The organism is Pseudomonas sp. MDT1-16 (genome assembly GCF_054898115.1).
The window spans coordinates 2,664,084-2,690,268 of sequence record NZ_CM142717.1; the positions used below are offsets into that span (position 1 = coordinate 2,664,084).

Annotated in this window: 23 protein-coding genes and 4 pseudogenes; 17 read left to right on the top strand and 10 right to left on the bottom strand. The window is 59.9% G+C overall.

Going from position 1 to position 26,185, the window contains the following annotated elements:
- The first annotated feature begins 47 nt into the window (after nucleotides 1–47).
- The 6 genes from aldA (at nucleotide 48) to ACYZT3_RS12085 (ending at nucleotide 7,059) form a co-directional block, all read left to right on the top strand.
- Nucleotides 48–1,472: an aldehyde dehydrogenase gene (aldA, locus tag ACYZT3_RS12060; RefSeq protein ID WP_462032365.1), complete on the top strand. Its 1,425-nt coding sequence runs from the start codon at nucleotides 48–50 to the stop codon at nucleotides 1,470–1,472.
- A gap of 84 nt (nucleotides 1,473–1,556) precedes the next feature.
- Entirely contained in the window at nucleotides 1,557–2,876 is a 1,320-nt protein-coding gene (locus ACYZT3_RS12065; RefSeq protein WP_282377809.1) for an MFS transporter, read from the top strand.
- A gap of 1 nt (nucleotide 2,877) precedes the next feature.
- Complete coding sequence (locus ACYZT3_RS12070; RefSeq protein ID WP_265044876.1) at nucleotides 2,878–4,095, top strand: mandelate racemase/muconate lactonizing enzyme family protein; 1,218 nt, start codon at nucleotides 2,878–2,880, stop codon at nucleotides 4,093–4,095.
- Between the two features lie 89 nt (nucleotides 4,096–4,184).
- Nucleotides 4,185–5,792 (top strand): GMC family oxidoreductase, encoded by a 1,608-nt coding sequence (locus tag ACYZT3_RS12075; protein WP_282377812.1) that lies wholly within the window; start codon nucleotides 4,185–4,187, stop codon nucleotides 5,790–5,792.
- 115 nt (nucleotides 5,793–5,907) lie between these two features.
- Nucleotides 5,908–6,315, top strand: a complete 408-nt coding sequence (locus tag ACYZT3_RS12080; protein WP_462032169.1) for a response regulator — start codon at nucleotides 5,908–5,910, stop codon at nucleotides 6,313–6,315.
- A gap of 75 nt (nucleotides 6,316–6,390) precedes the next feature.
- On the top strand, nucleotides 6,391–7,059 hold the full coding sequence (locus ACYZT3_RS12085; RefSeq protein ID WP_462032170.1) for an HAD-IA family hydrolase: 669 nt from the start codon (nucleotides 6,391–6,393) through the stop codon (nucleotides 7,057–7,059).
- Nucleotides 7,060–7,068: 9 nt separating this feature from the next.
- Here ACYZT3_RS12085 and ACYZT3_RS12090 read toward each other — a convergent pair.
- Nucleotides 7,069–7,137, bottom strand: a pseudogene (locus tag ACYZT3_RS12090) (isoprenylcysteine carboxylmethyltransferase family protein); the annotation flags it as partial.
- A 65-nt stretch (nucleotides 7,138–7,202) separates the two neighbouring features.
- Entirely contained in the window at nucleotides 7,203–8,141 is a 939-nt protein-coding gene (locus tag ACYZT3_RS12095) for a GlxA family transcriptional regulator (protein WP_462032171.1), read from the bottom strand.
- A gap of 122 nt (nucleotides 8,142–8,263) precedes the next feature.
- Here ACYZT3_RS12095 and ACYZT3_RS12100 point away from each other — a divergent pair, with 122 nt between their 5' ends.
- Both ACYZT3_RS12100 and ACYZT3_RS12105 read left to right on the top strand, forming a co-directional pair.
- Nucleotides 8,264–8,851 carry an SDR family NAD(P)-dependent oxidoreductase gene (locus ACYZT3_RS12100; protein ID WP_462032366.1) on the top strand — a complete coding sequence of 196 codons (588 nt, stop codon included), beginning with the start codon at nucleotides 8,264–8,266 and terminating at the stop codon, nucleotides 8,849–8,851.
- 68 nt (nucleotides 8,852–8,919) lie between these two features.
- The gene (locus tag ACYZT3_RS12105; protein ID WP_282377817.1) at nucleotides 8,920–9,852 is read left to right on the top strand and encodes a pyridoxal-phosphate dependent enzyme; all 933 of its coding nucleotides are present in this window, start codon (nucleotides 8,920–8,922) and stop codon (nucleotides 9,850–9,852) included.
- Between the two features lie 48 nt (nucleotides 9,853–9,900).
- On the opposite strand, the gene ACYZT3_RS12110 is transcribed toward ACYZT3_RS12105, so the two are convergent.
- Nucleotides 9,901–10,218, bottom strand: a complete 318-nt coding sequence (locus tag ACYZT3_RS12110) for a DUF2388 domain-containing protein (RefSeq protein ID WP_282377819.1) — start codon at nucleotides 10,216–10,218, stop codon at nucleotides 9,901–9,903.
- A gap of 204 nt (nucleotides 10,219–10,422) precedes the next feature.
- Between ACYZT3_RS12110 and ACYZT3_RS12115 the strand changes: the two are divergent.
- Together ACYZT3_RS12115 and ACYZT3_RS12120 are read left to right on the top strand one after the other, a co-directional pair.
- A pseudogene (locus tag ACYZT3_RS12115) lies at nucleotides 10,423–10,542 on the top strand (FAD-dependent oxidoreductase); the annotation flags it as partial.
- Between the two features lie 180 nt (nucleotides 10,543–10,722).
- Nucleotides 10,723–11,142: pseudogene (locus ACYZT3_RS12120) on the top strand (DinB family protein); the annotation flags it as partial.
- Here ACYZT3_RS12120 and ACYZT3_RS12125 read toward each other — a convergent pair.
- The 5 genes and pseudogenes from ACYZT3_RS12125 to ACYZT3_RS12145 all read right to left on the bottom strand — a co-directional run.
- Nucleotides 11,063–11,332: pseudogene (locus ACYZT3_RS12125) on the bottom strand (type 2 periplasmic-binding domain-containing protein); the annotation flags it as partial. The pseudogenes ACYZT3_RS12120 and ACYZT3_RS12125 overlap by 80 nt on opposite strands.
- Nucleotides 11,333–11,359: 27 nt before the next feature.
- A complete protein-coding gene (locus ACYZT3_RS12130; RefSeq protein ID WP_449643906.1) occupies nucleotides 11,360–11,707 on the bottom strand; it encodes a DUF6124 family protein in 348 nt (115 codons plus the stop codon).
- Between the two features lie 347 nt (nucleotides 11,708–12,054).
- Nucleotides 12,055–12,846 carry a hypothetical protein gene (locus tag ACYZT3_RS12135; RefSeq protein WP_462032172.1) on the bottom strand — a complete coding sequence of 264 codons (792 nt, stop codon included), beginning with the start codon at nucleotides 12,844–12,846 and terminating at the stop codon, nucleotides 12,055–12,057.
- 167 nt (nucleotides 12,847–13,013) lie between these two features.
- The gene (locus ACYZT3_RS12140) at nucleotides 13,014–14,408 is read right to left on the bottom strand and encodes a sensor histidine kinase (RefSeq protein WP_462032173.1); all 1,395 of its coding nucleotides are present in this window, start codon (nucleotides 14,406–14,408) and stop codon (nucleotides 13,014–13,016) included.
- On the bottom strand, nucleotides 14,386–15,069 hold the full coding sequence (locus tag ACYZT3_RS12145) for a response regulator transcription factor (protein ID WP_462032174.1): 684 nt from the start codon (nucleotides 15,067–15,069) through the stop codon (nucleotides 14,386–14,388). The genes ACYZT3_RS12140 and ACYZT3_RS12145 overlap by 23 nt, the downstream gene beginning before the upstream one ends.
- A 279-nt stretch (nucleotides 15,070–15,348) precedes the next feature.
- Here ACYZT3_RS12145 and ACYZT3_RS12150 point away from each other — a divergent pair, with 279 nt between their 5' ends.
- Nucleotides 15,349–16,287, top strand: a complete 939-nt coding sequence (locus tag ACYZT3_RS12150; RefSeq protein ID WP_282377822.1) for a hypothetical protein — start codon at nucleotides 15,349–15,351, stop codon at nucleotides 16,285–16,287.
- Between the two features lie 202 nt (nucleotides 16,288–16,489).
- Here the strand turns inward: ACYZT3_RS12150 and ACYZT3_RS12155 are convergent, their stop codons facing one another.
- On the bottom strand, nucleotides 16,490–17,101 hold the full coding sequence (locus ACYZT3_RS12155) for a glutathione S-transferase (RefSeq protein ID WP_282377823.1): 612 nt from the start codon (nucleotides 17,099–17,101) through the stop codon (nucleotides 16,490–16,492).
- 75 nt (nucleotides 17,102–17,176) lie between these two features.
- Nucleotides 17,177–18,097: a MurR/RpiR family transcriptional regulator gene (locus tag ACYZT3_RS12160; protein WP_462032175.1), complete on the bottom strand. Its 921-nt coding sequence runs from the start codon at nucleotides 18,095–18,097 to the stop codon at nucleotides 17,177–17,179.
- Nucleotides 18,098–18,408: 311 nt separating this feature from the next.
- On the opposite strand from ACYZT3_RS12160, the gene ACYZT3_RS12165 reads away from it, so the two are divergent.
- The 6 genes from ACYZT3_RS12165 to iolG all read left to right on the top strand — a co-directional run bounded on the left by ACYZT3_RS12165 (nucleotide 18,409) and on the right by iolG (nucleotide 26,062).
- A complete protein-coding gene (locus ACYZT3_RS12165; protein ID WP_462032176.1) occupies nucleotides 18,409–20,346 on the top strand; it encodes a bifunctional 5-dehydro-2-deoxygluconokinase/5-dehydro-2-deoxyphosphogluconate aldolase in 1,938 nt (645 codons plus the stop codon).
- Between the two features lie 151 nt (nucleotides 20,347–20,497).
- Nucleotides 20,498–21,388 carry a myo-inosose-2 dehydratase gene (gene iolE, locus ACYZT3_RS12170; RefSeq protein ID WP_462032177.1) on the top strand — a complete coding sequence of 297 codons (891 nt, stop codon included), beginning with the start codon at nucleotides 20,498–20,500 and terminating at the stop codon, nucleotides 21,386–21,388.
- Nucleotides 21,388–22,197, top strand: a complete 810-nt coding sequence (gene iolB, locus ACYZT3_RS12175) for a 5-deoxy-glucuronate isomerase (RefSeq protein WP_282377827.1) — start codon at nucleotides 21,388–21,390, stop codon at nucleotides 22,195–22,197. Before iolE ends, iolB begins: the two co-directional genes overlap by 1 nt.
- Before the next feature lie 30 nt (nucleotides 22,198–22,227).
- Nucleotides 22,228–23,049, top strand: a complete 822-nt coding sequence (locus ACYZT3_RS12180) for a TIM barrel protein (RefSeq protein ID WP_462032178.1) — start codon at nucleotides 22,228–22,230, stop codon at nucleotides 23,047–23,049.
- Between the two features lie 11 nt (nucleotides 23,050–23,060).
- Complete coding sequence (gene iolD, locus ACYZT3_RS12185) at nucleotides 23,061–24,992, top strand: 3D-(3,5/4)-trihydroxycyclohexane-1,2-dione acylhydrolase (decyclizing) (RefSeq protein ID WP_282377829.1); 1,932 nt, start codon at nucleotides 23,061–23,063, stop codon at nucleotides 24,990–24,992.
- A 44-nt stretch (nucleotides 24,993–25,036) separates the two neighbouring features.
- Nucleotides 25,037–26,062, top strand: coding sequence for a bifunctional inositol 2-dehydrogenase/D-chiro-inositol 1-dehydrogenase (gene iolG / locus ACYZT3_RS12190; protein WP_462032179.1), 1,026 nt, complete (start codon nucleotides 25,037–25,039; stop codon nucleotides 26,060–26,062).
- The last annotated feature ends 123 nt before the right edge of the window (nucleotides 26,063–26,185 follow it).

A 26,185-nucleotide genomic window follows, 5' to 3' on the forward strand; every position in this document is an offset into this window, starting at 1 on the left:
ATGCCAAGACTGGGGGAACTGGATAAAAACAACGATGGGCGATGCACATGCGACTCGAGCGAAACTTTGTAAACGGTCACTTCATTGAGCCAGCCAGCGATGCGCTGATTGCAGTCTACAACCCGGCGACCGAAGCCTTGGTCGGCCAGGTTTCAGCGGCCACCACCGCTGAAGCAGCCGCAGCTGTCGATGCCGCCGCTGCTGCCCAGAAGGTCTGGGGCAATCTGACAAGCATCGAACGCGCCGAACACCTGCGCTCATTCGCCGACGCCCTTGAAGCCTGCGCCGAAAATATCGGTGCAGCGCTGGCCGCCGAATCCGGCAAGAGCGCAAGCGACGCCAGCAACGAAGCCCGTTACGCCGCGCAGATCACCCGTTACCATGCCGAGTGGGCGCGCCGGATCGAAGGCGAGATCATTCCAAGCGACACCCCGAACGAAAACCTTTTCCTGCACCGCGAGCCGATTGGCGTGGTCGCTTGCCTGATACCGTTCAACTATCCGGTCTACACCTTGCTGCGCAAAATCGCCCCGGCACTGATTGCCGGCAACACCGTGGTGGTGCGCCCGAGCAACAACACCCCCACCTCGGCATTTGAAATCGCCAAGGCTGTGCAGCAATCCGGTTTGCCGGCGGGTGTCGTGAATATCCTGACCATGGACCACGCCACGGCCGCAGCGGTTTGCACCCACAAGGCCGTCGGTTTGATCACCCTGACCGGCAGCGTCAACGCCGGGCGCATCGTGCTCGACTATTGCAAGGCCAACATCGCCAAGCCATCGCTGGAGCTGGGCGGTAAAACCCCGGCGATCATTGAAGCTGACGCCGACCTTGAAGCCGCCGCCAGCGCAATCGTGGCCTCCAAGACCACCCATTGCGGCCAGTTGTGCACGGCGGTGGAGCGGGTCTATGTGCAGGAAAGCGTCTACGAGCAATTCCTCGCGCTGCTTAAAGCCAAGATCAGCGCAGTGAAATTCGGCGACCGCGCCACCGACGCCAGCTTGATGGGCCCGTTGGTCAACGCCAGTTCGCAGCAGAACATCCACGCCATGGTCGAGCGCGCCGTCGCCGACGGTGCTGTACTGGAAACAGGCGGTTTTATCCCGCAAGGCAACGGTCATTTTTACCCACCGACGCTGCTCAGCAACTGCCGCCAGGACATGGAAATCATCCAGGAAGAAATCTTCGGTCCGGTACTGCCGGTGCTCAAGTACCGCGATATCGACGAAGCGCTGGCCATGGCCAACGATCATCAGTTCGGTCTGTCGTCGGTGCTGTACACCGAGAATTACCGCACCACCATGAAAGTCGCCAACGCCATCGAGGCCGGCGAGTTGTACGTCAATCGCACCCCGGCCGACCCGTATCAGGGCTTTCACGCCGGCTGGAAACGTTCCGGTCTGGGCGGCGATGACGGCAAGCACGGCATGCTCGAATTTACCCAGACCCGTCTGGTCGTCATGAAGTATTGATCCACCCGCAACGCGCCTCACGCCACACCCATAAAAACAATTATTTGGGGCACCCGGACCACCGGGCTGCCCGAGGTCCCACAGATGTCCAAGCCTGCAACCACTGTTGCCGCTGTTCAGGGTTCGAACGCGGGTGCAAAAAGCCACAGTGACAAGGGAAGTCGCTATGTCCAGTTGATGTTATTGGTGCTGGCCGCCGGGGCGATCTACCCGATCCTGTACCTGCGTCAGGTCTACCAGACCACCATGCTCGAAGTGTTCCAGATCAACCACAGCGAGCTGGGTTATCTGTACTCGATGCTGGGGACGATTTTCCTGCTCAGCTACTTGCCGAGCGGCTGGCTGGCGGACCGGATTGCGCCACGGTTCCTGATTTTCTTCTCGCTGGTCGCCACCGGAGCCCTGGGGCTTTGGTATTCCACGGCGCCGTCGATGACCGGTTTGATGATCATCTTCGGTTGCTGGGGGCTGACCACTGGCCTGACGTTCTGGGCTTCGGTGCTCAAGCGGGTGAAGATGATTGCCCATCACACTGAACAGGGCCGGTTTTTCGGCATCCTCGACGGCGGTCGCGGCCTGGTGGAAGCCCTGCTGGCGACGGTTGCTCTCGGTCTTTTCGCCTTCGCCACCGAAACCCGTGGCGAGTCGGCCGCCGAAGGCTTCAAGCACGTGGTCTACCTGTATGCCTTCACCTGTATCGCCATCGGCTGCGTGCTGGTGCTGATCAAAGACCCGAAGTCGATGGAAGACACGGCGGCGGTGGAGAAGGGCAAATACAGCTTGCTCAGCGACCTGACTACGTTGGTGAAAATTCCTGAGCTGTGGCTGGTAACGGCCATCGTGTTCTGCGGCTATCACATCTTCTGGGCCACCTACAGCTTCTCCGATTACCTGCAAGGCGGCGGCATGACGGCGGTCATGGCCGGGACCATCACCACCATCAAATTGTGGATGCGCCCGATCGGCGGTATCGGCGGTGGCTGGCTGGGTGACAAGTTCTCGAACATTTCGGTGCTGATCGTGGCGCTGTTTTTGGCGACATTGGCGATGGTCGGCCTGATCGTGTTCCCTGCACTCAACAGCATGGGCCTGCTGATTGGCACGGTGATTTTCATCGGTTTGATGACCTACGCCATTCGCGGCTTGTACTGGGCGATCCTCGACACCTGCAATATTCCGCTGCGCATCACCGGCCTGGCCATCGGCATTGTCTCGGTAGTCGGGTACCTGCCGGATGCTTTCATTCCCTTGATCAACGGCTACCTCACCGAACATTTCCCCGGTGCCTTTGGTTACAAGCTGTATTTCGGCTACATCGCCTTCGTCGGCCTGCTCGGGACCCTCGCGGCCCTGATCTTGCGCGCGCGTATCAATCGTAAATCTATGAAGCAGACAGGTGCCTGAGATGAAAATCGTCGCCCTTGAAACCCATATCGTTGCCGTACCGCCACCGCACATCGGCGGCATGTACTGGCTGTTCGTCAAGCTCAAGACCGATTGCGGCATCGAAGGCGTGGGCGAAATCTACGCCGCAACCTTCGGCCCCAAAGCCATGCTGCCGATCATCGAAGACGTGTTTGAACGCTACCTGCTCAATCACGATCCTCACCACATCGAACGCTTCTTCCGTCAGGCCTATTCGAGCGGTTTCACCCAGCGTCCGGACCTGACCATGATGGGCGTGGTCAGTGGTCTGGAGATGGCGTGCTGGGACATCATTGGCAAAGCGGCGAACAAGCCGGTGTATGAACTGCTGGGCGGCAAGGTCAATGAACGCCTGCGTTCCTACACCTACCTGTACCCGGTCAACAGCAAAGGCGAGTACGACTACGACGACCCGGACCTGGCCGCCGAATGCGCCATCGAGAACATGAACAAAGGCTTCACCGCCGTGAAGTTTGACCCGGCGGGGCCCTACACCGCGTACTCCGGGCACCAGATCTCGCTGGAAGTGCTGGAGCGCTGCGAAACCTTCTGCCGCAAGATCCGCGAAGCGGTGGGCGACAAGTGCGATTTGCTGTTTGGCACCCACGGGCAAATGGTGCCGTCCTCGGCGATCCGCCTGGCCAAGCGCCTGGAGAAATACGATCCGCTGTGGTTCGAAGAACCGGTGCCGCCGGGTCAGGAAGAGGCCATGGCGCAAGTCGCGGCCAAAACCAGCATCCCGATTGCCACCGGCGAACGGCTGACCACCAAGTACGAGTTCTTCAAGCTGTTGCAGGCTGGCGGTGCGTCGATTTTGCAGATGAACGTGGCCCGCTGTGGCGGTCTGCTGGAAGCCAAGAAAATCGCCAGCATGGCCGAAGCCTATTACGCGCAGATCGCCCCGCACCTCTACAACGGGCCGATTGGCGCAGCGGCGAGTTTCCAATTGGCCACGTGTACGCCGAACTTCCTGATCCAGGAAAGCATCATGACCTGGGGCGGTTTCCATGCCGAAGTCCTGACCAAACCGTTGCAATGGGAGGACGGCTACATCATCCCGTCCACCGAGCCGGGCCTGGGGGTGGAGCTGAACATGGATGTGGTGCGCAGGCATTCGCCGTACACCGGTGAGCGTTTGCACCTGCAAATGGCGCCAACCCCGGCTGACGTCAAAGACACATCGCCAGCCAGAGGCTGACGGGATTTGCCGCTCCCACAGGGACTGCACTTGGCTGACGGGCATGACCTGGCGGTTTTTTTGTACAACGACTTACGCGGTAACCGTGCATGACTTACGACTACATCATCGCTGGCGCAGGCGCCGCAGGTTGCATCCTTGCCAATCGGCTCTCGGCATCGGGCAAACACTCGGTGCTGCTGCTGGAAGCGGGCGGCAAGGACAGTTCCTTGTGGTTCAAGATCCCGGTCGGCTTCGCCAAAATGTATTACAACCCGACTTTCAACTGGATGTACTACAGCCAGCCGCAAAAGCAGCTTAACAACCGCGAAATCTATGCCCCGAGGGGCAAGGTGCAGGGTGGTTCGGGCTCGATCAACGCGATGATCTACGTCCGTGGCCAGGCCCATGACTTCGACGACTGGGCGGCCAACGGCAACGACGGTTGGGGCTTCAAGGAGGTGCTGCCGTACTTCCGCAAACTGGAAAACCATCCGTTGGGCGACAGCGAGTACCACGGCGGCAGCGGCCCGATCAGCATCACGCCAATGAAGGGCCAGACCCATCCGATTTGTGACGTGTTCCTCAAGGGTTGCGATGAACTGGGTTATCCCCATAGCGACGACTTCAACGGCCCGAAATTTGAAGGCTCGGGCATTTACGACGTCAACACCCGCAACGGTCAGCGTTGCTCCAGCAGTTTTGCGCATCTGCATCCAGCACTGAGCCGGCCAAACCTGACGGTCGAGCATTACGCGCTGGTGGACCGGGTGTTGTTCGATAACGGTCGGGCGACCGGGATTTCCATCGCCCAGCACGGCGTAGTGCGCACCTTTACCGCCAACAAGGAAGTCATTCTTTGCGCCGGTGCCGTGGACACACCGAAGATCCTGCAATTGTCCGGTGTCGCGGATCAGGCGTTGCTGGCCAAACACAACATCCCGGTGGTCAAACACTTGCCGGCGGTGGGGCAGAACCTGCAAGACCACCTGTGCGCCAGTTACTACTACAAGGCCAACATCCCGACGCTCAACGATCAACTGAGCTCGCTGTTCGGTCAATTCAAACTGGGTTTGAAGTACCTGTTCACCCGCAAGGGCGCACTGGCGATGAGCGTCAATCAGGCCGGCGGATTCTTCCGTGGCAACGAACTGCAGGCTAATCCGAACCTGCAGTTGTACTTCAATCCGCTGTCGTACCAGATCCCGAAAAACAACAAGGCCAGCCTCAAGCCCGAACCTTATTCAGGCTTCCTGTTGTGCTTCAATCCCTGCCGCCCGACCAGTCGAGGGCACATCGAGATAGCCTCGAAAAATCCGCGGGACGCGGCGCTGATCGACCCGAATTACCTGAGCACGCAAAAGGACATCGACGAGGTGATCCAGGGCAGCCGCTTGATGCGCAAAATCATGCTGGCGCCTGCGCTCAAGGGCATCACCGTTGAGGAAGTATTGCCGGGGCCGGTCGTCGAAACGGATGAACAGATGCTGCAGTATTTCCGCGAAAACAGTGGTTCGATTTACCACCTGTGCGGCTCATGCGCCATGGGGGCGGACGAGCAGAAATCGGTAGTCGACAAACGCTTAAAAGTGCACGGTCTGGAAGGTCTGCGTATCGTCGACGCGTCGATTTTCCCCAACGTTACCTCAGGCAATACCCATGCCGCAGTGCTGATGGTGGCGGAGAAGGGCGCCGACCTGATTTTGCAGGACGCCTGATTTCATCGCTTGCCTGTATCAAAAATGAATTTTCCGCCGAGTCCGCTGCTCATACCTGATAGACAGCGGATTTGAGCCCGCGAAATCATTTAGGCAATCAGGGAGTGGCACAGTCATGAGTCCAGTATCGACGGCGGGCGAGCACCTTCCTGGCGGGTTGATTCTTGTGGTTGAGGACGACCCGCTGATCCTGGAGTTTCTCTGCGAAGTTCTTCAGGAGGAAGGCTTTTTGGTTCAACCGCAGGCCAGCGCAGACGCCGCATCGCAATACCTGGAACTGCATGCACAAAAGGTGAGCTTGTTGCTCACGGACATCACCATGCCGGGCAAACTCAATGGCGCAGACTTGGCCAATCTGTTTGGCGACCGCTGGCCGGACAAACCGATCATGATCATGTCTGGCTTCGAAACACCGGAAAGCGCCGGGGTCAGGCATTCGGTTTCGTTTATCAAGAAACCGTGGGCGCTTGGAAAGTTGCTGGACTGTGTGGACGGTGCCTTGAAGTCGAAACGTACCCTGTAGAACCTGCGGCAACTTCTACCTCGCCAATGCTACATTGCTCGGCGAACCCGCCTGGCATTTGCGAGGAAGCCCCCCTTGTCTGCTCACGACTCCATCTTCAACACCCCGTACCGCGCTTTTCTGTTCGATATGGATGGCACCGTCCTCAATTCCATCGCCGCTGCCGAGCGGATCTGGGCAGCCTGGGCCTTGCGCCACGGCGTCGATGTCGACACCTTCCTGCCAACCATCCATGGCGTTCGCGCCATCGACACCATCAATCGTCTGGCGTTGGCCGGGGTGGATGCCGAGGCTGAAGCAGCGTTCATCACTGAGGCAGAAATCGAGGATGTCGAGGGGATCATTGAGGTGCCTGGCGCGGCAGACTTTCTGAAGTCGCTGCCCGCCAACCAATGGGCGATCGTCACCTCGGCGCCGAAGGCATTGGCGCTGCGCCGGATGGCCGCGGCGGGCATTGCGCAACCTTTGGTGATGGTCACTGCCGAAGACGTCAGTGCCGGCAAACCCGATCCCGCGGGCTATCGACTGGCGGCTGAGCGGTTGGGTGTTGAACCGGCCGATTGCCTGATTTTCGAAGACGCCACCGTGGGTATTCTCGCGGCCGAGGCGGCGGGCGCGGACCTGATCGTGGTGACCTCGACCCACGACCATCCGCTCCAGACCCCGCACGCCACACTCGCCAGCTATGAGGCAGTCGTCGCCCATGTGGATGACGGCGACCATATCCGCCTACACACAATCTAATGTGGATGGCTAATAAACCCCGGGAATCAACCGCCAACTGCGGGCGCAGTAAGCCTCGTATTCGCTGCCGAACTGCGCGAAAAACGCCAGGTTGGCCGAGATTTTCATCTTTATCTCCACACGTGGGCCCGACACGTTTCATCCTACGCCGAACGGGCGTTGCGTCGAATCACCTGCGGCGGCTGCCCGAACGCTCGAAGGAAGGCTTCGCGCATGCGGCGACAGTCGCTGAAGCCCGACTCCTCGGCGATTTGATCGAGGGTCAGTCGCCCGCGCTCCAGCATTTGACGCGCCGTTTCCAGACGCAGGTTTTCGATGGCCTTGGCCGGCGATTGACCGGTTTCCGCCCGGAAGGCCCGGCTGAATTGCCGAGGGCTGAGGCGCGCGACGTCCGCCAGTTGCTCCACCGACAACGTCTTGGTGAGGTGTTCTCGCGCATAGCCGAGGGCGGTTTGAATGCGGTCGGATTTCGCTTCCAGTTCCAGCAGCGCCGAGTGCTGCGACTGGCCTCCCGCGCGGCGGTGGTACATCACCAGTTTCTGCGCCACGGAACGGGCCAGTGCGGCGCCGTGATCCTTTTCAACCATGGCCAGCGCCAGGTCGATGCCGGCGGTCATCCCGGCGGAAGTCCAGATCGAACCGTCGACGACGTAGATGCGGTCTTCTTCCACTTTGATCGATGGAAACCGCGCTTGCAGCTCCCGTGCATAAGCCCAATGGGTGGTGGCCCGCCGTCCGTCGAGCAAACCCGCCTGGGCCAGGACGAATGCTCCGGAGCAGATCGACGCCGTTCGTCGTGCGGATTTAACGTTTGCACGCAGGTAAGTCAGCACACCCTCGGGGGCCTGCTCGAGGATCGCATCGCCGCCAACCACGATCACCGTGTCGAACACCTGCTCACCAAAGGCCTGCGTGCCGACACTCAAACCGCCGGAGGCACGCAACGTGCGGCCGTCTTCGGACACCACGCTCACTTCATAGAGCGTCTCGCCAGCGCTGAAGTTGGCGTACTCGAACACTGGCATGGCCGCCAGCGCCATGGACTGGAACCCTTCAAACACTACAAACGCTACGGAAGTCATTGAGGTGTCCTCAAAATCTTATGTCCTAAAAACGTACTTTAAACGTCATCTGAGACGAGCATGAGTCAATCTATAACGGTTCACACCGGCGAAGATATCGCCTCACTGTGAAGGAAATCGACATCGCCCTCTCATCCAAAGGCACCGCACTGATCACTGGCGCCTCTTCGGGCATCGGCGCGGTGTATGCCGACCGACTCGCCCGACAGGGTTACGACCTGATTCTGGTCGCCCGCAGCCAGGCGAAACTGAACGCCTTGGCCAACCATCTGAGTAACGAAACCGGCCGCGTCGTGGAAGTGGTCGCCGCCGACTTAAAAGACAAGGCCGACGTGCTGCGGGTCGAAGCGATTCTGCGCTCCGACGCCCGTATCACCCTGTTGGTCAACAATGCCGGGGTCGGCGCTGTCATGCCGCTGCTCGCCAGCCCCGTGGACGACATGGAAGGCATTCGCATCCAGGCCGTTTTGCCAGGCGCCACCGCCACTGACTTCTGGAGTGAGGCCGGCAACCCGGTGGAAAACCTGCCGCAAGAGATCGTAATGTCTGCCGAGGACATGGTCGATGCCGCACTGGTGGGCTTGGCGAGTGGCGAAGTGGTGACCCTTCCGGGCTTGCACGATGGCGATCAGTGGGACGCCTACGAAGTCCAGCGCCAGGCGCTTTCACGCTTGTTCGGTAATTCCACGGCGGCACCGCGTTATCGCTGAGACGGTCACCGCCGGGGCAGGGTGAACTAAGCTTGGATTAGGGCCGTTCACCCTTAAGGAATTCCACCATGCTTCACATCAGAACACCGTTGATTCTGCACCCGGGCCTGTCGACGCCGGCCCGGCGGATCTGGCTCAAACTGGAAAACCTGCAACCCAGCGGCTCGTTCAAATTGCGCGGCATGGGCCTTTTGTGCAGTCAGGCAAAGGCGCAGGGCAAACGCAAAGTCGTCTGTCCTTCCGGCGGCAATGCCGGGTTTGCTACCGCAGTGGCTGCCGCCAGCCTGGGTTTGAAAGCCTGCATTGTGGTGCCGCACACCACACCGGAAACCACCCGCGCACGGATCAGGAAAACCGGTGCCGAGGTGATTGTCCACGGCAAGCTCTGGGACGACGCGAATCAACGGGCGAAGGAACTCTCACAGCACGCGGACACCGAATACGTGCCGGCCTTCGATCACCCGGTGTTGTGGGAAGGGCACAGCACGATAGTCGATGAAATCCTCGAAGACTGCCCTCAGGTCGATGCCGTGGTGACGTCGGTAGGGGGCGGTGGTTTGCTGGCGGGGATCCTCACCGGGCTGATTCGCCATGACCGCATGGACTGCCGGATCATTGCTTGCGAAACCCGGGGGGCGGCTTCTTTTGCGACCGCGGTTGCTGCCGGGCATCCGGTCAGACTGCCGCGGATCGACACCGTTGCCACTTCGCTTGGTGCTGCTCAGGTAGCCGCCTGGCCGGTGCAGCACATCCTCGACTTCCCCCACGAGTGCGTGGTGCTCAGCGATGACGAGGCGATCATGGGCGTGGTCCGTTACGCCAACGACTTGCGTCAGTTGGTCGAGCCTGCGTGTGGTGTTTCGTTGGCGATTGGATACCTGGACCATCCGGCGATTGCCGATGCCCATGATGCAGTGATTGTGGTGTGCGGCGGCGTGAGCATCAGCGCGCAATTGGTGGCGGGGTGGGCGCGTTTATTCACAGGCGCTGAAGCAAGGTAGGGCTGCAAACGCTATCCGTTGCGAGCCCCACCCCTATTTTTTCAGCCTTCATTGACCCGCAGCAATGCCATCCTGGACGAGAATCGCTCTGGCCAGGTCTTCGTCGCTGGCGTTGAGACCGGGATTGTCCTGACGAATCTGTTTTAAGACCGACTCCAGATAAACCCCACGAATCGCACCGCCACTGGCAACGAAGCTGGAGGCGTCATCTCGGGCAGGAATCATGAGTTTGTCGTCCTTGAACGTCGAGTACAACGATGCGGAAACCCCGGCTGACGTGGCGACATCGCCTGTATCCACTTTGGCCATAGCGGAGCCGAAGGGTAAACACAGCAGAAGGGAAGAAGTAATTATCAGACGGCGCATGACGGTGTCCTCTAAAAACGTGAAGCAAAAAAGGAAGTACCTCATCTATTAGGATGCGTGGCAGTCGTCAGGAGTTCCCTGTCGATGCGTGATCAGTCCAAAGACTGCCTCTGAAATAGCTCAGGCCCTCGCCGCACACACGATGATCTCCACCAATAACGCGGGGTCAGCCAGCTTTGCTTCGCCACAGGCGCGCTGGAGCGTAGTGGCCCGCCCGAGCATGGTGTGCCTGGGCTGGTGAACCTGTTCAGGATCGAATCACCGGGTTTGACCAGTTGCCTGGCGCTGGCTGATCGGGTGGTGCAGCGGCTTTCCCCAATTTAATTCGCTACGCGATCCTCGTAGCAGCTGCCGAGCCTGCGAGGCTGCGTTCGGCTGCGCAGCAGTCGTCAATTCAGGTACTGCGGTCTATCAGGTAAAACGCGTGCGCAGGTTATACGACTGCTGCGCAGTCGAACGCAGGCTTCGCCAGCTGCTACACAGATCGCGTCGCGGCGAAGTGACCGGGCCCACCTCGAAGGCCGAGGGCACGGCTTCAAGACGTCACACGATCTGCTGCATCCCGATCTCGCCGAGCTGCGCATGGCGCAAAAGGACATCGATCGCTGGTACTGCGACTGGAACGCCCGGCAGACCGATGTCTCGCTGGATAAACCGGTCGAGTTCACCTTTGTCTCGGGGGAGAGCGGTACCATGAGCGCCGGCGCGATGCTGATGCATGTGGTCAATCACGCCAGTTATCACCGGGGTTGGGTGATCCAGATGTATTTCGACATTCCGGCCATGCCGCCGATGACGGACATGCCGATATACCTGCGCGAGACCGATCCGGATTTCAACGCGCTCAGAGCACCGGCAGTTCGGCCGACATGTGTTGGGCAATACGCGAGCGCAACCAACGTTCTGCCGGATCGTTATCGTTGACGCCGTTCCAGACCATGGATAGTTCGGACAGTACGATGTCAAACGGCGGGTCGTCGGCACGCAACTGGCTGCTGCCGTCGATTAGCGCGCACGCTGCGTAATCCGGCACTGTGGCGAGCATTTCGGTGCCCGCCAGCAAGGCCCGCAGGCCTGAGAACTGCGGGACCGCCAGCACCACTCGCCGCGAGCGACGGTAGTCGCCCCACAAGAATTTTGGCTATGTTGGCGGGTCTATGCGATCCAGTGCCCGGTTCACAGCGAGTTCGCCGAGCATGATGACTTGGGCTATGCCCAGCAGGGTATTGCGGCTCGACCCATGCGTGCGATCTGCCAGATCCATGGTCATGACATGGGCGGAGGCCAGCGATTCGCATGCGTTACCCAACAGGTCTTCGGTGTTGATGTGCGGATCGATGACGTACATCGTGGTGAGTCTGCGCGGGGTAGCTCGGATGTCGGCATAGGACGGGATGCGGTCCGAGGTTTCGTCGGGTTTTTCTGGGTCGAAATTTTCGGAGGGGGATGTCGGATCGGTTTCCGGCGGGTTGGGCGTTACCTTAGGCATAGATGGAACTCCAGTACTTTCTAAAATGGAGCCATCACTATCGCTACCAAACGAAGGGTGGTGGCCATGCACAGGTTGGTAGACCGGAGTACTGGAACCGGCGCCTCCGAAAAGGCCCTGCGCACGACCACCATAAAAGCCACGACCTGAACGGGCGTCAGCAAAATGCGGCGTTGTACGCAGTACTCCAGGCTACCAAACCCCATCGCTGTTATTCAGCGACCGGAAAACGATAAAGCCCAGGTCCAAAGCGCACAAGCCGGCGGATTCTGGCGTAACCGTAGGCAATGACGCAAGACGCTGTAGCTCTCGGGAAGTTACTTGGAAGGCTTTTAAACACGGGATGTTTAACTGTACGAATCGATATCCAGCGTGTGCGGTGCCCCGATGGTATGCCCATAGGTCGAAGACATCAGCGCATCGCCATCCGGGTCCACCGGCGCCATGGCTAACGGGTCCTTGACCTTGCTTTCAGGATGCGCCAGCCAACGATCGACGTTTTTCGTCAGCTCCTCGGGCTGTTCTGACAGCGATCCGTAAAGGTCTTGTGTGCTAATCCTCTCAGGACGAATCTTTTTCAGTCGGTTGACTGTGGTCTCAATCTTGCTCCGTTCAAGCCTCAGTGCGCGGATGTCGTTCTCTCGGGTGCGAGCGTAGGCATCCGAACGCCCCGGCAAATTATCTTCTTCATCCCTGAGCTGCCGGGTGATTCGTGCCAGCGCCCCGACGACCCAATTGAACTCGAGATCTGTAACCCGCGACCTTTTCGATTCGTGCGCTTCCTTCCACCGCAGCAGAACGGCCCAACACGCCGGAATGTACCCGCCGGTCATCAAATGATTTCCAGCCTGGAAGATCTGCGCCAGCAATGGCGGCCGATGCGGCAGCCCGTTTTTCTGCTGAATCGCCAAGGAGCACGCCGCATGTTGGGTGATGGTGTCGCAGCCAGGGTCCCACAGGATCGCGGATATTTTCCCACGAGCAAATTCCACCGGCATGAAGTGCCGCAACGAGCCATGGTGATCGTACGGCTCGCCTGTCCAGTTAGTGATGCCCGCAAAGAACACCGACAAACCAGCCGGCACGTTGACAAACGTCAAGGCTAACCCCGCCCCGAACACACCGGCCTTGGTGTCCATCCAGCTGCCGGGCACGCTCGGCACCGGGTCGTTGTGGTTGACGATGCGGTGATGGATCAGGTCCTTCGCACCGGCGACAAAGTTGGCGTCGCCAGCGCGGGGCGCGCCTACTGGACCAGTTCAAGCCCGCTCCCACAGGGGAGATGTGGCGGTTCAGGGTATTTGGGTCAGGTCTGTGGAATCAAATTCTGTCGACAATCCAGCACCAACCGCGCCCCTCCAAGCTCACTGGCGCCCACCTCTAACGTAAACCCATGCAAGCTCACAATCGCCGCAACGATCGACAGCCCCAACCCAAACCCGCTTTTCTGATTACCACCCTCTGCACGATAAAAGCGTTGAAACACCGCCTCTCGCTCTGTCTCAGCAATACCAGGCCCCGAATCGAGCACTTCGATTCGCGTACGCCCGCCTTCATTGAGCCCACGCAAAATCACCTCGCCACCGGGCGGTGTGAATTTGATCGAGTTGCTCAGCAGGTTTGCCACCGCCTCAAACAACAACGCTCGATCACCGTTCAGTGCAGGCAACGACTCCGGCAATTGCAGCTGGAAAACCAGCTCACCTTCCTCCGCCAAGGGTAGGTAAAAGTCGTGCAACTCTTGCAGCAACGGCACCGGATCCAGCTGTACAAAACCCGAACGGCGCTGGCGATCTTCCAGTTCGGAAATCCGCAGCAACCCGCGAAAACGCGCCATCAAGGTATCCGCCTCGCCGAGCACTGAATCCAGTTGCACGGCCAGCGTCGAACCGTCGTCAGCCTGCTGCTGAATCCGGTACAGCTGCGCCCGCAGGCGGGTCAGCGGCGTGCGCAAGTCATGGGCGATGTTGTCGCAGACGCCCTTGACCTCGTTCATCAAGCGCTCGATACGTTCGAGCATGGCGTTGACGATAGCGGCGAGCATGTCCAGCTCATCGCGGCGATTGGACAGTGGCAGTCGCCGGGTCAGGTCGCCGGCAACGATGGCCTCGGCGCTGGCCTGAATTGCGCGTATTCGCCGCAGTGGCCGGCGGCGCAACAAGTGCCAACCGGCGATGCCCGGAAGGATCGTCAACGTCACGCCCCAGAGCAACGCATGAAGGATGATCCGGGTGACGGCGAACAACGAACCGTTGTCCCGCACCAGCACCAGCCAGCGTCCGTCCTTTGTCTGGGTCGCCACCGCGTCGCAGCTGTCGGCGGGCAGGGTCGGGTCGTCGGAATCGGCGCAGTCGCTGAGCATGTGAATCTTGCCGTCCAGTGGCAGCCCTTCGGGAATGTGCTGCAGAGCGCCGCTGAGGTAGCGATGCTGGTCATCGAACAGGCCATAGGCGTCGATGCCGCGAATGTCGAAGGTCATGCTGACGGCGAGGGCTTCTACCAGTTGTTCGCCCGAAAAGCGTGAAAACAAGTGCTGACGTTGCATCAGCGAGTGTTTGGCCAGGTTGTCCAGGTAATCGGAAACCTCGTAGTACATGACCCCCATGAGGATCCCGCTCCAGAGCACGAACAGCGAACTGTAGAGCGCCAGCAAACGGCTGCTGGAAGAGCGCCAGCCGTTAGAGGGGTTCAGCAATGACATAACCCGAGCCTCGCACGGTTCGAATCAGTTGGACATTGCCTGGCGGGTCGATTTTCTTGCGCAGCCGGCCGATGTGCACGTCGATCAGGTTGGTGCCGGGGTCGAAGTGGTAACCCCAGACCTCTTCGAAAATCATCATCCGCGACAGAATCTGCCCGGTGTTACGCATCAGGAATTCCAGCAATTTGTACTCGGTGGGCAACAGCGTCAGCAGCTGACCGTCGCGACTGGCTTCATGGCTGATCAGGTTCAGCTCCAGATCCGCCACCCGCAACGTGGTGGCCTGGGCGGTCACGGTGTTCTGTCGGCGCAGCAGGACTTCGACCCGGGCGGCCATTTCATCAGTGGCGAACGGTTTGGTCAGGTAATCGTCACCACCAGCGCGCAAGCCGCGCACACGCTCATCGACGTCGGAGAGGGCGCTGATCATCAGGATCGGCGTGGCCACGCCCATGGTCCGCAACGTGGTGACAATCGCCAGACCATCGAGCTCGGGCAGCATGCGATCAAGGGTGATCAAATCGTAGTGGCCGCTGACCGCCCGCGCGAGACCCTCGCGGCCGTTGTCGACCCAATCCACGTCGAGACCGTGGCTGCTCAATTCGGCGACGATTTCCCGGGCAGTCACGGCGTCGTCTTCGATGGTCAAGATGCGGGTCATAGGGCGGGCCTGATTAAGAGTTCACAACGTTGCGCGGCATTTTGCCAAGAAATGAGCGCAGGCTTTCTAAATAAAACTTCATGCAGGCACCTATTTGGTCAATGCATAAAACCCGCTGCAATTGGCAGTTCCTTGCAAATTGCATGGTCATGGGAAGTAAAAAATTTTATAACTTATTGAAATACTGCGATTTATTGAAAGTTGGCAACTGGCACGGTGACTGCATTTCTTCCATTGAAGAGTTGTAACACCATCTTTCCTGCCTGGAGCGATATAACAATGAATAGATCCTCTGATGGTTTCTCTCCTGCCTTCGAAGAAGCGAGCACGCTTTCTGGCGTGTCCTGGGGGGCGATATTCGCAGGGGCCGCGGCGGCGGCGGCGTTGTCGCTGATCCTTCTGTTGCTCGGCTTTGGCTTGGGTTTTTCGGCGGTATCGCCTTGGGCCCATGAAGGCGTGAGCGCCAAGGGCCTGGGGATTTCAACGATCGTCTGGCTGGCCGCGACCCAAATCGCGGCGTCCGGGCTTGGCGGTTATATCGCCGGTCGACTGCGGGTGAAGTGGGCGAACATGCATGGTGATGAGGTTTATTTCCGTGACACGGCCCATGGTTTTCTGGCCTGGTGCGTGGCGACGTTGGTGACCGCGACATTGGTCGTTGGCTCGGTCAGCAGTATTGTCAGCGGTGGTGTGCAGGCTGGGGCAAGTGTCGTCGGTGGTGCGGCGAATGCGGCGACTCAGGCTGCTGGCACCGCGGTCGGCAAAACCGACAGTGACCAATATGGTTACTTTATCGACAGCCTGTTCCGCGATGATCGTCCGACTGCGGTCAGTGATGACGCCGTTTATGGCACCGTGACGCGCATCTTCGTGCGCAGCCTGAGCAGCGATGGTCAGCTGGCTGCCGAAGATCGCACCTACCTGGCGCAACTGGTCGCCCAACGGACCAACCTCACTCAAGCGGACGCTGAACGTCGCGTCGATGAAGTGTATGCCCGCACCCAGAAGGCCGTAGCCGACGCCAAACTGGCTGCCCAACAAGCTGCTGATAAGGCTGCGAAGGTGGCTGCAATGACCTCGCTGTGGATGTTCATTGCACTGCTCATTGGCGCGTTTTTCGCCAGCCTTGCTGCAACTTTCGGTGGTCGTCGTCGGGATGCGGTCGAGTACCTCGAAACCGACGCTTATGTATCCACCACTTCCGTACCTGTTCGTTAACCCAGGAGAACGCTCATGCGCTCACTACTGCTGTTCTTTCTTGGCATACCCATCCCGATCATCATCCTGATCGCTCTATTTACCTGATACGCCATATCGCGAGCGAGTTCGCTTCCACAGGGGCGCGCGGTCAACTGTGGGTGCGACGGTGCGACGATTCGACTTGCTCGCGATGGGGCCAGATCAGGCACAACAAATCGATCTACTCGATCGGCGTACTCACAAACACCTCAAGCCCCTCGGCATACGCGGTAAACGCGCTGATCAGCGGAAACTGCGCAGCCTCCACCTGATCCGGCACCACCAGATTGGTAAAACTCCAGGCCACCGCCAAGGTAATTCCGTCCTGAGCAATCGAACCGTCAGTCTTAAGCGGCTGCTTTTCCAGCTCCCGCTCCAGCGCCGAATACGCCGCCGACAATTGCCCTTCCACCCGTTCCACCCACGGTTCAAATTGAATGTGCGCCGGACGCAGGCTGCGTTCGTAATAAATCTGCACGGACTTCTCGCACGCCGCCAACCCCAGGCCAATCAGGCGCAATGCGCGCAGTCGTTGATCGAGATCAGCCGGCATCAAACGCTTGCCGGGACTGGCCAGCGCTTCCAGGTAATCGATGATCAGCGTCGAGTCCATCAACACTTCACCGTCATCCAGCACCAGGGTAGGGGCCTTGACCACCGGGTTGATCTGCTGGAATTGCTCGAAGTGCCGAAACACCGAAACCGATTGATGTTCCAGCGAGATGCCAAGGCGTTTGGCAGAGATGGCGACGCGCCGCACGTAGGGCGAATCCAGCATGCCGATTAACTTCATTGAACCGCTCCTTCAGATGTCCATTCGGGATGGACTACCTTAGCTGAGGTTCCGCGCGCTGCAACCGGCGACGCGCTAATCCTCGAAGCCCACCTGTTCGTGAATCTCATCGACCTTCAATTCCAGCCGATAGGCCACGGCGATAAACAGCGCCTGGCACAGGCACAGCGTCGCACTCAACGAACGGAAGGCAAACGAACTGCCTTCATTGACCAGCAGCACGGTGTCGGCGCGCTTGGCCAGGGGCGAGAGGTTGCTGTCGGTGATGATCAGGGTTTTTGCCTGATTATGCTGGGCGATGCGCAGGCAATGCTGGGTTTCCTTGCCGTAGGGCGTGAAGCTGATGGCGATCACCAGGTCATTGGCGCGCACGCTGCGCATCTGCTCGCGGTAGCTGCCGCCGAGGCCGGAGACCAAATGAATGCGCTTGTTGGTGTGCTGCAGGTTGTAGACCAGGTAGTCGGCCACTGCGAACGAGCGCCGCACCCCGACCACGTAGATATTGTCGGCATTCACCACCAGGTCGACAGCTTTGTCGAAGGCCTGGTCATCCAGTTCCAGTCCCAGTCGTTCGATGCCCGAGAGGGTCGCATTGATGCACTCGCGCGCCAGGTCGCCGCCGCTGGCCTTCTGCGACTTGTTGGCGATCATGCTGCGAATGCGCTGTTGGTAGTTCTGAACCGGCGTGGTCTTGTGGGTATAGGCCTCGCGGAACAACGCCTGCATTTCGCTGAAGCCGCTGAACCCGAAGCGCTGGGAAAACCGCACGATCGCCGAGGGGTGCACTTCGCACTCACGGGCGATGTCGCTGATGCGGTCAACCATGATCCGGTCGCTCTGCTGGCTCATGTAACTGGCGATGCGCTTGAGCTGGCGCGGCAGGCTTTCGTATTCGTGGGTGATCAGCTGCAGCAGACGCTCGGCATTGATCGGGGGGCTGGCGAGATCGCTGTCGAGCGTGCTCTCGCTCGTCGCCGGCTGATCGGTGCGGGTCATAAGGAATCCTTCTGGCTTGTTCTTATAGGGACGACAGAGAGCGTCATCCCGTGACAATAGGTTGGCTGTGCGCAGTCTACAGGGTAGGCCGGAATAAAATCTTGAGCGTGCAGTCAGTACGCGGTGTGCTGAAACGATGCACTGCCTCGGGAACGCTTGCACTAAAGCTTATTGGAAAAAATATTCCATGTAAAAAGTATTTGGAATAATTATTGATTTTTCGGTCCCGAACGTTTTAGTCTGCATCCACCCAGCGTGTTCGGCGCGGCCATCGCCCCGAACGCAGGCTGATAAAAATAACAGGAGCCAACATGGGCCAGACTCGTTTTGCCAGTGGGCGTCAATTGGATCTGATTTGCCTGGGGCGCCTTGGCGTCGACCTCTATGCGCAGCAAGTCGGAGCGCGGTTGGAAGATGTTTCAAGCTTCGCCAAATACCTCGGTGGATCGTCCGCCAACATCGCTTTCGGCACGGCTCGACTGGGTCTGAAATCGGCGATGCTGAGCCGGGTAGGGGACGACCACATGGGCCGCTTCCTCGTTGAATCCCTGGCCCGCGAAGGTTGCGAGGTCAGCGGCATCAAGGTCGATCCGGAACGCCTGACCGCCATGGTCCTGTTGGGCCTCAAGGATCGCGAAACCTTTCCTTTGGTCTTCTACCGCGAAAACTGCGCCGACATGGCGCTGCGGGCCGAAGACATCAGCGAAGCCTTCATGGCTTCCAGCAAAGCCTTGCTGATCACCGGCACCCATTTCTCCACCGACGGCGTCTACAAGGCGAGCATCCAGGCGCTGGATTACGCCGAGAAGCACAACGTCAAACGCGTACTGGATATCGACTATCGCCCGGTGCTCTGGGGCCTGGCCGGCAAGGCGGACGGTGAAACCCGCTTTGTCGCCGACCAGAACGTCAGCCAGCATGTGCAGAAAATTCTCCCGCGTTTCGACCTGATCGTCGGCACCGAGGAAGAGTTTCTGATTGCCGGCGGTTCCGAGGATTTGCTCACTGCGCTGCGTAATGTGCGGCGCCTGAGCGCGGCGACCCTGGTGGTCAAGCTCGGCCCGCAGGGATGCACGGTGATTCATGGGGTGATTCCGGTGCGTCTGGAAGACGGCGCCATTTATCCTGGAGTTCGGGTAGAAGTGCTCAACGTATTGGGTGCCGGCGATGCCTTTATGTCGGGCTTCCTCGCGGGTTGGCTGGAAGACGCCAGCGACGAGCGCTGCTGCCAGTTGGCCAATGCCTGCGGTGGTCTGGTGGTGTCGCGTCACGCCTGCGCCCCGGCCATGCCGACCCGCGCCGAACTCGACTATCTGTTCAACAGCCCGGTGCCGATTACCCGGCCGGATCAGGACGCGGTGTTGCAGCGTCTGCATCAGGTCAGCGTGCCGCGCAAACAGTGGAAACAGCTGTTCATTTTTGCCTTCGACCATCGCGGGCAACTGGTGGAACTGGCCCAAAAGGGCGGTCGCGACCTGAACGCTATCGGCGAACTCAAGCAGCTTTTTATCAAGGCTGTGGAACGGGTCGAAGCCGATTTGCGCGAGCAGGGCATCGAGGCCGATGTCGGGCTGCTGGCCGATCAACGCTTCGGTCAGGACGCGTTGAACGCCGCCACCGGTCGCGGCTGGTGGGTGGCGCGGCCGGTGGAAGTGCAGGGTTCGCGGCCATTGGCGTTCGAACATGGGCGCTCCATCGGCAGCAACTTGATCGCCTGGCCGCAGGAACAAATCATCAAGTGCCTGGTGCAATTCCACCCCGACGACGAGCCGCTGCTGCGACTTGAACAGGAAGCGCAGATCAAGGGTTTGTATCAGGCCTCCCAGGTCAGCGGTCACGAGCTGCTGCTGGAAATCATCCCGCCCAAGGATCACCCGTCGCCGCATCCGGACGTGCTGTATCGCGCCCTGAAACGCCTCTACAACCTGGGCATTTACCCAGCGTGGTGGAAGATCGAAGCGCAGAGCGCCGAGGAGTGGAAACAACTCGACGAGCTGATTCAGGCGCGTGATCCGTACTGCCGTGGCGTGGTGTTGCTGGGGCTGAATGCACCGGCAGCGGCACTGGCCGAAGGGTTTCAACAGGCCAGCCAGAGCCAGACCTGCCGTGGTTTCGCCGTGGGCCGGACGATTTTCCAGGAGCCGAGCCGAGCGTGGCTGGCCGGTGAAATCGATGACGAAGCGCTGATCCATCAGGTGCAGGGCACGTTCGTCGAACTGATCGATGCCTGGCGCACGGCGCGGGCCTGACGCGACACCGCGTTATCGTTCTTCGCGGGCAAGTCGGATCGCCGCACCGCTCGCTCCTACAGATCACCGCAGCTTCCCGTAGGAGCGAGGCTTGCCCGCGAAGGCGGCCTTAGACTCAACGGAAATTTAGAAAACAATAAAAGGTGCAGCCATGCCCGCTATTCGAATTGGCATCAACCCGATCTCCTGGAGCAACGACGACCTGCCGTCCCTCGGTGGGGAGACGCCGCTGAGCACCGCCCTGAGCGAAGGCAAGGACATCGGCTACGAAGGTTTCGAACTCAATGGCAAATTCCCCAAGGACGCCAAAGGCGTCGGTGACGTGCTGCGGCCATACGACTTGGCCTTGGTGTCAGGCTGGTATTCCAGTCGTCTGGCCTGCCGCTCGGTGGCCGAAGAAATCGATGCCATCGGCAGCCATGTCGAGCTGTTGGCGAAGAACGGCGCCAAGGTGCTGGTGTACGGCGAAGTCGCCGACTCCATTCAAGGCCAGCGCATTCCGCTGGTTGAACGCCCGCGTTTCCACACCGAACACGCTTGGCAGGAATATGCCGACAAGCTCACTGAGCTGGCACGCTTCACCTTGTCCCAAGGCGTGCGCCTGGCGTATCACCACCATATGGGTGCCTACGTCGAATCCCCGGCGGACATCGACACGTTGATGGCGTTGACCGGCAGTGAAGTCGGCCTGTTGTTCGATTCGGGCCATTGCTATATGGGTGGCGGCGAACCGTTGCAGGTGCTGCGCAAACACATAGAACGCGTCTGCCACGTGCATTTCAAGGACGTGCGCAAACCGGTGGTGCAACTCGCACGCAACAATCTGTGGAGCTTCCCGGACTGCATCATCAACGGCACGTTCACCGTGCCCGGCGACGGCGATATCGACTTCGGCGCCTTGCTCGACGAGCTGCTGGCGGCCGATTACCTCGGCTGGCTGGTGGTCGAAGCCGAGCAGGACCCGGCGGTGGCGCCGAGTTACGTCTATGCCAAAAAAGGCTACGACACCCTGCGCACGCTGCTCGATGAGAGGACTAAGTGATGAACCTGCTGGTCAAAAGCAATGCCCATGGCCGGACCATGGTCGAGCTGGGTAAAGGTGAGCTTGAGTACGTCGGCTTCGCCGCTTACCGCTTGAGCCTGGGCGAAACCCTGCCGGTGTCGGCCGGTGATAAAGAACTGTGCCTGGTGCTGCTCTGCGGTCGGGTCAGCCTCAAGGGCGAAGCGCCGGGGCAGGGCGCGTTCGACTGGGACAACATCGGCGATCGTCAGTCGGTGTTCGAAGACAAATCCCCGTTCGCGGCGTACTTGCCGCCGGGCAGTCAGGCGCAAGTGGTGGCGCTCAGCGACGTGCAGATCGCTGTGTGCGCCGCACCTGGTTCGACGAGCAACGGCCTCGGCCCACGGCTGATCAAACCCGACACCATGAAACGCAGCGTGCGCGGCAAGGGCGCCAACACCCGTTACGTCTGCGACATTCTGCCGGACACCGAACCGGCCCATTCGCTGCTGGTGGTGGAAGTGCGCACGCCATCGGGTCACTCGTCGAGCTACCCGCCGCACAAACACGACACCGACGATTTGCCGCACCAGAGCTTTCTTGAAGAAACCTATTACCACCAGATCAACCCGCCCCAGGGCTTCGTGTTCCAGCGGGTGTACACCGACGATCGCAGCATCGATCAGGCCATGGCCGTGGAAAACAGCGACCTCGTGGTCGTGCCCAAGGGCTACCACCCGGTCAGCGTGCCGTACGGTTACGAGTCGTATTACTTGAACGTGATGGCCGGCCCGAAACGTGTCTGGCAGTTCCACAACGATCCGCAGCACAGCTGGCTGATGGATCTCTGAATTACAACGTCTGCACGGAGAACAACAATAATGAGCACACCCCTGCGTTTCGCCCTGAACCGTATGGTCGCCCCACGGTTGTCCCTGCCCGCGTTCATTGAGCTGGCGGTGACCCTCAAGGCCGACGCGATCGAAATTCGCAACGACCTTAAAGACGTCGAGATCGAAGACGGCACCGCGCCCGAGCGCGTCCGTGAGTTGTGTGACGCCAACGGCATCACCGTGCTGTCGATCAACGCGCTGTATCCGTTTGATGTGTGGAATGACGAGCGCCGCGCACACGCCTTGAAACTCGCCGCTTATGCCCGTGATTGCGGCGCTCAAGGGTTGGTCATGTGTCCGCTCAACGACCGTGCCGACCCGCGTGACGAGGCCGAACGTGCTTCAGGTCTGCGCACGGCGTTGAGTGAACTGGCGCCGATCCTGCGCGAACACGGCATTCTCGGTTTCATCGAGCCGCTGGGTTTTGAAGAGTGTTCGCTGCGCCGTAAACGCACGGCGGTGGAGGCGATCAAGGCCATCGGCGGGCTGGATGTGTTCCGTCTGGTTCACGACACCTTTCACCATCACCTGGCCTGCGAGCATGAGTTCTTCCCCGAGCTGACCGGGTTGGTGCACATCTCCGGTGTCGAGGATGCCGAGGCACCGTTGGCGACCCTACGCGACGGCCATCGGGTGCTGGTGGGCGAGGGCGACATCCTCGGCAACGCGGCGCAAATCGACACCTTGCTCAGCAGCGGTTACAGCGGCTATCTGTCGTTCGAACCGTTTGCCGACAGTGTCCACGACCTGGCGGATATCCAGCAGGCGATCGGCGCGAGCATGGATCACCTGAAGAACTCTTTGGCCTGAAAGGTGCGGTTATGACCACAACAAGACTGACCATGGCCCAGGCCCTGGTGAAATTCCTCGATAACCAGTACATCGAGGTCGATGGGGTTCAAAGCAAATTCGTCGCCGGGATCTTTACCATTTTCGGTCACGGCAACGTGCTGGGCCTGGGCCAGGCACTGGAGCAGGACAGTGGCGACCTGATCGTCCATCAGGGCCGCAACGAGCAAGGCATGGCCCATGCGGCCATCGGTTTCGCCAAGCAACACCTGCGGCGCAAGATCTACGCCTGCTCTTCATCGGTCGGGCCGGGCGCGGCGAACATGCTGACCGCCGCCGCGACGGCGACCGCCAACCGCATTCCCTTGCTGCTGTTGCCCGGCGACGTTTACGCCTGCCGCCAGCCGGACCCGGTGTTGCAACAGATCGAGCAGTTCCACGACCTGAGCATCAGCACCAACGATGCGTTCAAGGCCGTGAGCAAATACTGGGACCGCATCAACCGTCCCGAGCAACTCATGACGGCGGCGATCCACGCCATGCGTGTGCTCACCGACCCTGCAGAAACCGGCGCGGTGACCCTGGCCTTGCCACAAGATGTGCAAGCCGAGGCCTACGACTACCCCGATTATTTCCTGCAAAAACGCGTGCACCGCATCGAGCGTCGTCCGGCTACCGAAGCGATGCTCGGCGATGCCTTGGCGCTGTTCAAAGGCAAGCGCAAACCGCTGATCATTTGCGGTGGCGGGGTCAAATACTCCGGCGCCAATGCCGCCTTGCAGGCGTTCGCCGAGCGCTTCGATATTCCCTTCGCCGAAACCCAGGCCGGCAAGAGCGCGGTGGTGTCCAGTCACCCATTGAATGTTGGCGGGATTGGTGAAACCGGCTGTCTGGCGGCGAATCTGTTGGCCAAGGATGCGGACCTGATCATCGGTGTCGGCACCCGCTACAGCGATTTCACCACCGCGTCGAAATCCCTGTTTCAGCATCCTGAGGTGCAATTTCTCAACCTGAACATCAGCCCCTGCGATGCCCTGAAGCTCGACGGCGTGCAACTGCTGGCGGACGCCAACGTCGGGTTACAAGCCTTGGCTGATGCCTTGGGCGAGTACCGTTCTGCGTGGGGCGATCAACCGCGTCAGGCCAAGGCGCAACTGGACGAGGAAGTCGACCGCCTCTATCAGGTCGACTACCAGAGCAAAGACTTCATCCCGGAAATCAACGACCCCATGGACCCGGCGGTGCTGCGCGAATTCATTGAGCTGACCGGTTCTTGCCTGACCCAGAGCCGAGTGCTCGGTGTGCTCAATGAAGTTCTCGCCGATGACGCAGTGATCGTCGCCGCCGCCGGCAGCCTGCCCGGTGACTTGCAGCGCAGCTGGCGCAGCAAGGGGGTGAACACCTATCACGTCGAGTACGGCTATTCCTGCATGGGTTACGAGGTGAACGCCGCGTTGGGTGTGAAGCTCGCCGAGCCTGAGCGCGAGGTCTATGCGCTGGTCGGTGACGGCTCTTACATGATGCTGCATTCCGAGCTGGCGACCTCGATTCAGGAGCGACGCAAAATCAACGTGGTGTTGCTGGACAATATGACGTTCGGTTGCATCAACAACTTGCAGATGGAACACGGGATGGACAGCTTCGGCACCGAGTTCCGTTTTCGCAACCCGGAAACCGGCAAGCTGGACGGCGGTTTCGTGCCAGTGGATTTCGCCATGAGCGCGGCGGCCTATGGCTGCAAAACCTACACAGTGAACACGGTCGAAGAACTGAAAGCGGCATTGGCCGATGCGCTATTGCAGACGGTATCGACGCTGATCGACATCAAGGTCCTGCCCAAAACCATGATTCACAAATACTTGTCGTGGTGGCGGGTTGGCGTGGCGCAAGTCTCCACCAGCGCCCGCACCGATGCGGTGGCCAAGACCCTGAATGAGCGACTGGCCAAGGCCCGTCAGTACTGATTGCTCTGAAACGAACAACAATAAGTCTTCACAGGAGAGTCTTCATGTCTTTGCTTTCGAATCCATTGCGGCTGGGCGTCATCGGCACCGGGGCCATCGGCCAGGATCACATCCGTCGTTGCAGCCAGACCTTGCTCAACAGCCAGGTGGTCGCTGTCACTGACATCAACTTGCAACAAGCAGCGAAGGTGGTTTCTGACCTGAAGCTGACCGCCGAGGTCTATCCCGACGGCCATGCGCTGATCAAGGCGCCGGAAGTCGACGCCATTTTGGTCACCTCCTGGGGGCCTAGCCACGAAGCGTTCGTGCTGGCTGCGATTGCTGCCGGCAAACCGGTGTTTTGCGAGAAGCCGCTGGCGGTCACCGCTGAAGGTTGCCGCAAGATCGTCGAAGCCGAAGTGGCCCACGGCAAGCGCCTGGTGCAGGTCGGCTTCATGCGTCCGTATGACGAAGGTTATCGGGCACTTAAAGCCGTGATCGACAGCGGTCAGATTGGTGAGCCGTTGATGTTGCACTGCGCGCACCGCAACCCGACCGTCGGTGAAAACTACAAGACCGACATGGCGATCACCGACACGCTGATCCATGAACTGGACGTGTTGCGCTGGTTGCTCGACGACGATTACGTGTCGGTGCAAGTGGTGTTCCCGCGCAAGAGCAGCAAGGCGCTCGCGCATTTGAAAGACCCGCAGATCGTGCTGCTGGAAACCGCCAAGGGCACGCGCATCGACGTCGAAGTGTTCGTTAACTGCCAATACGGCTACGACATCCAGTGCGAAGTCGTGGGGGAGACCGGCATTGCCAAACTGCCTGAGCCGTCGCAGGTTCAATTGCGCAGCGGGGCGAAATTGTCCAACGCGATTCTGATGGACTGGAAGGATCGGTTTATTGCCGCGTACGACGTCGAGTTGCAGGCGTTTATCGATGGTGTGCGGGCAGGGCAGGTGGGTGGGCCTTCGGCATGGGATGGGTTCGCTGCCGCCGTCGCCGCAGACGCATGCATCGAAGCCCAAAACAACGGCCAGATCGTCAAAGTCGGCCTGCCAGAACGCCCACACTTCTACGGCTAACCCCCCGTAATGATCGTTCCCACGCTCCGCGTGGGAATGCAGCCCGGGACGCTCCGCGTCCCAAAAGCGGACGCAGAGCGTCCATTGATGCGTTACCACGCAGAGCGTGGGAACGATCGGCGT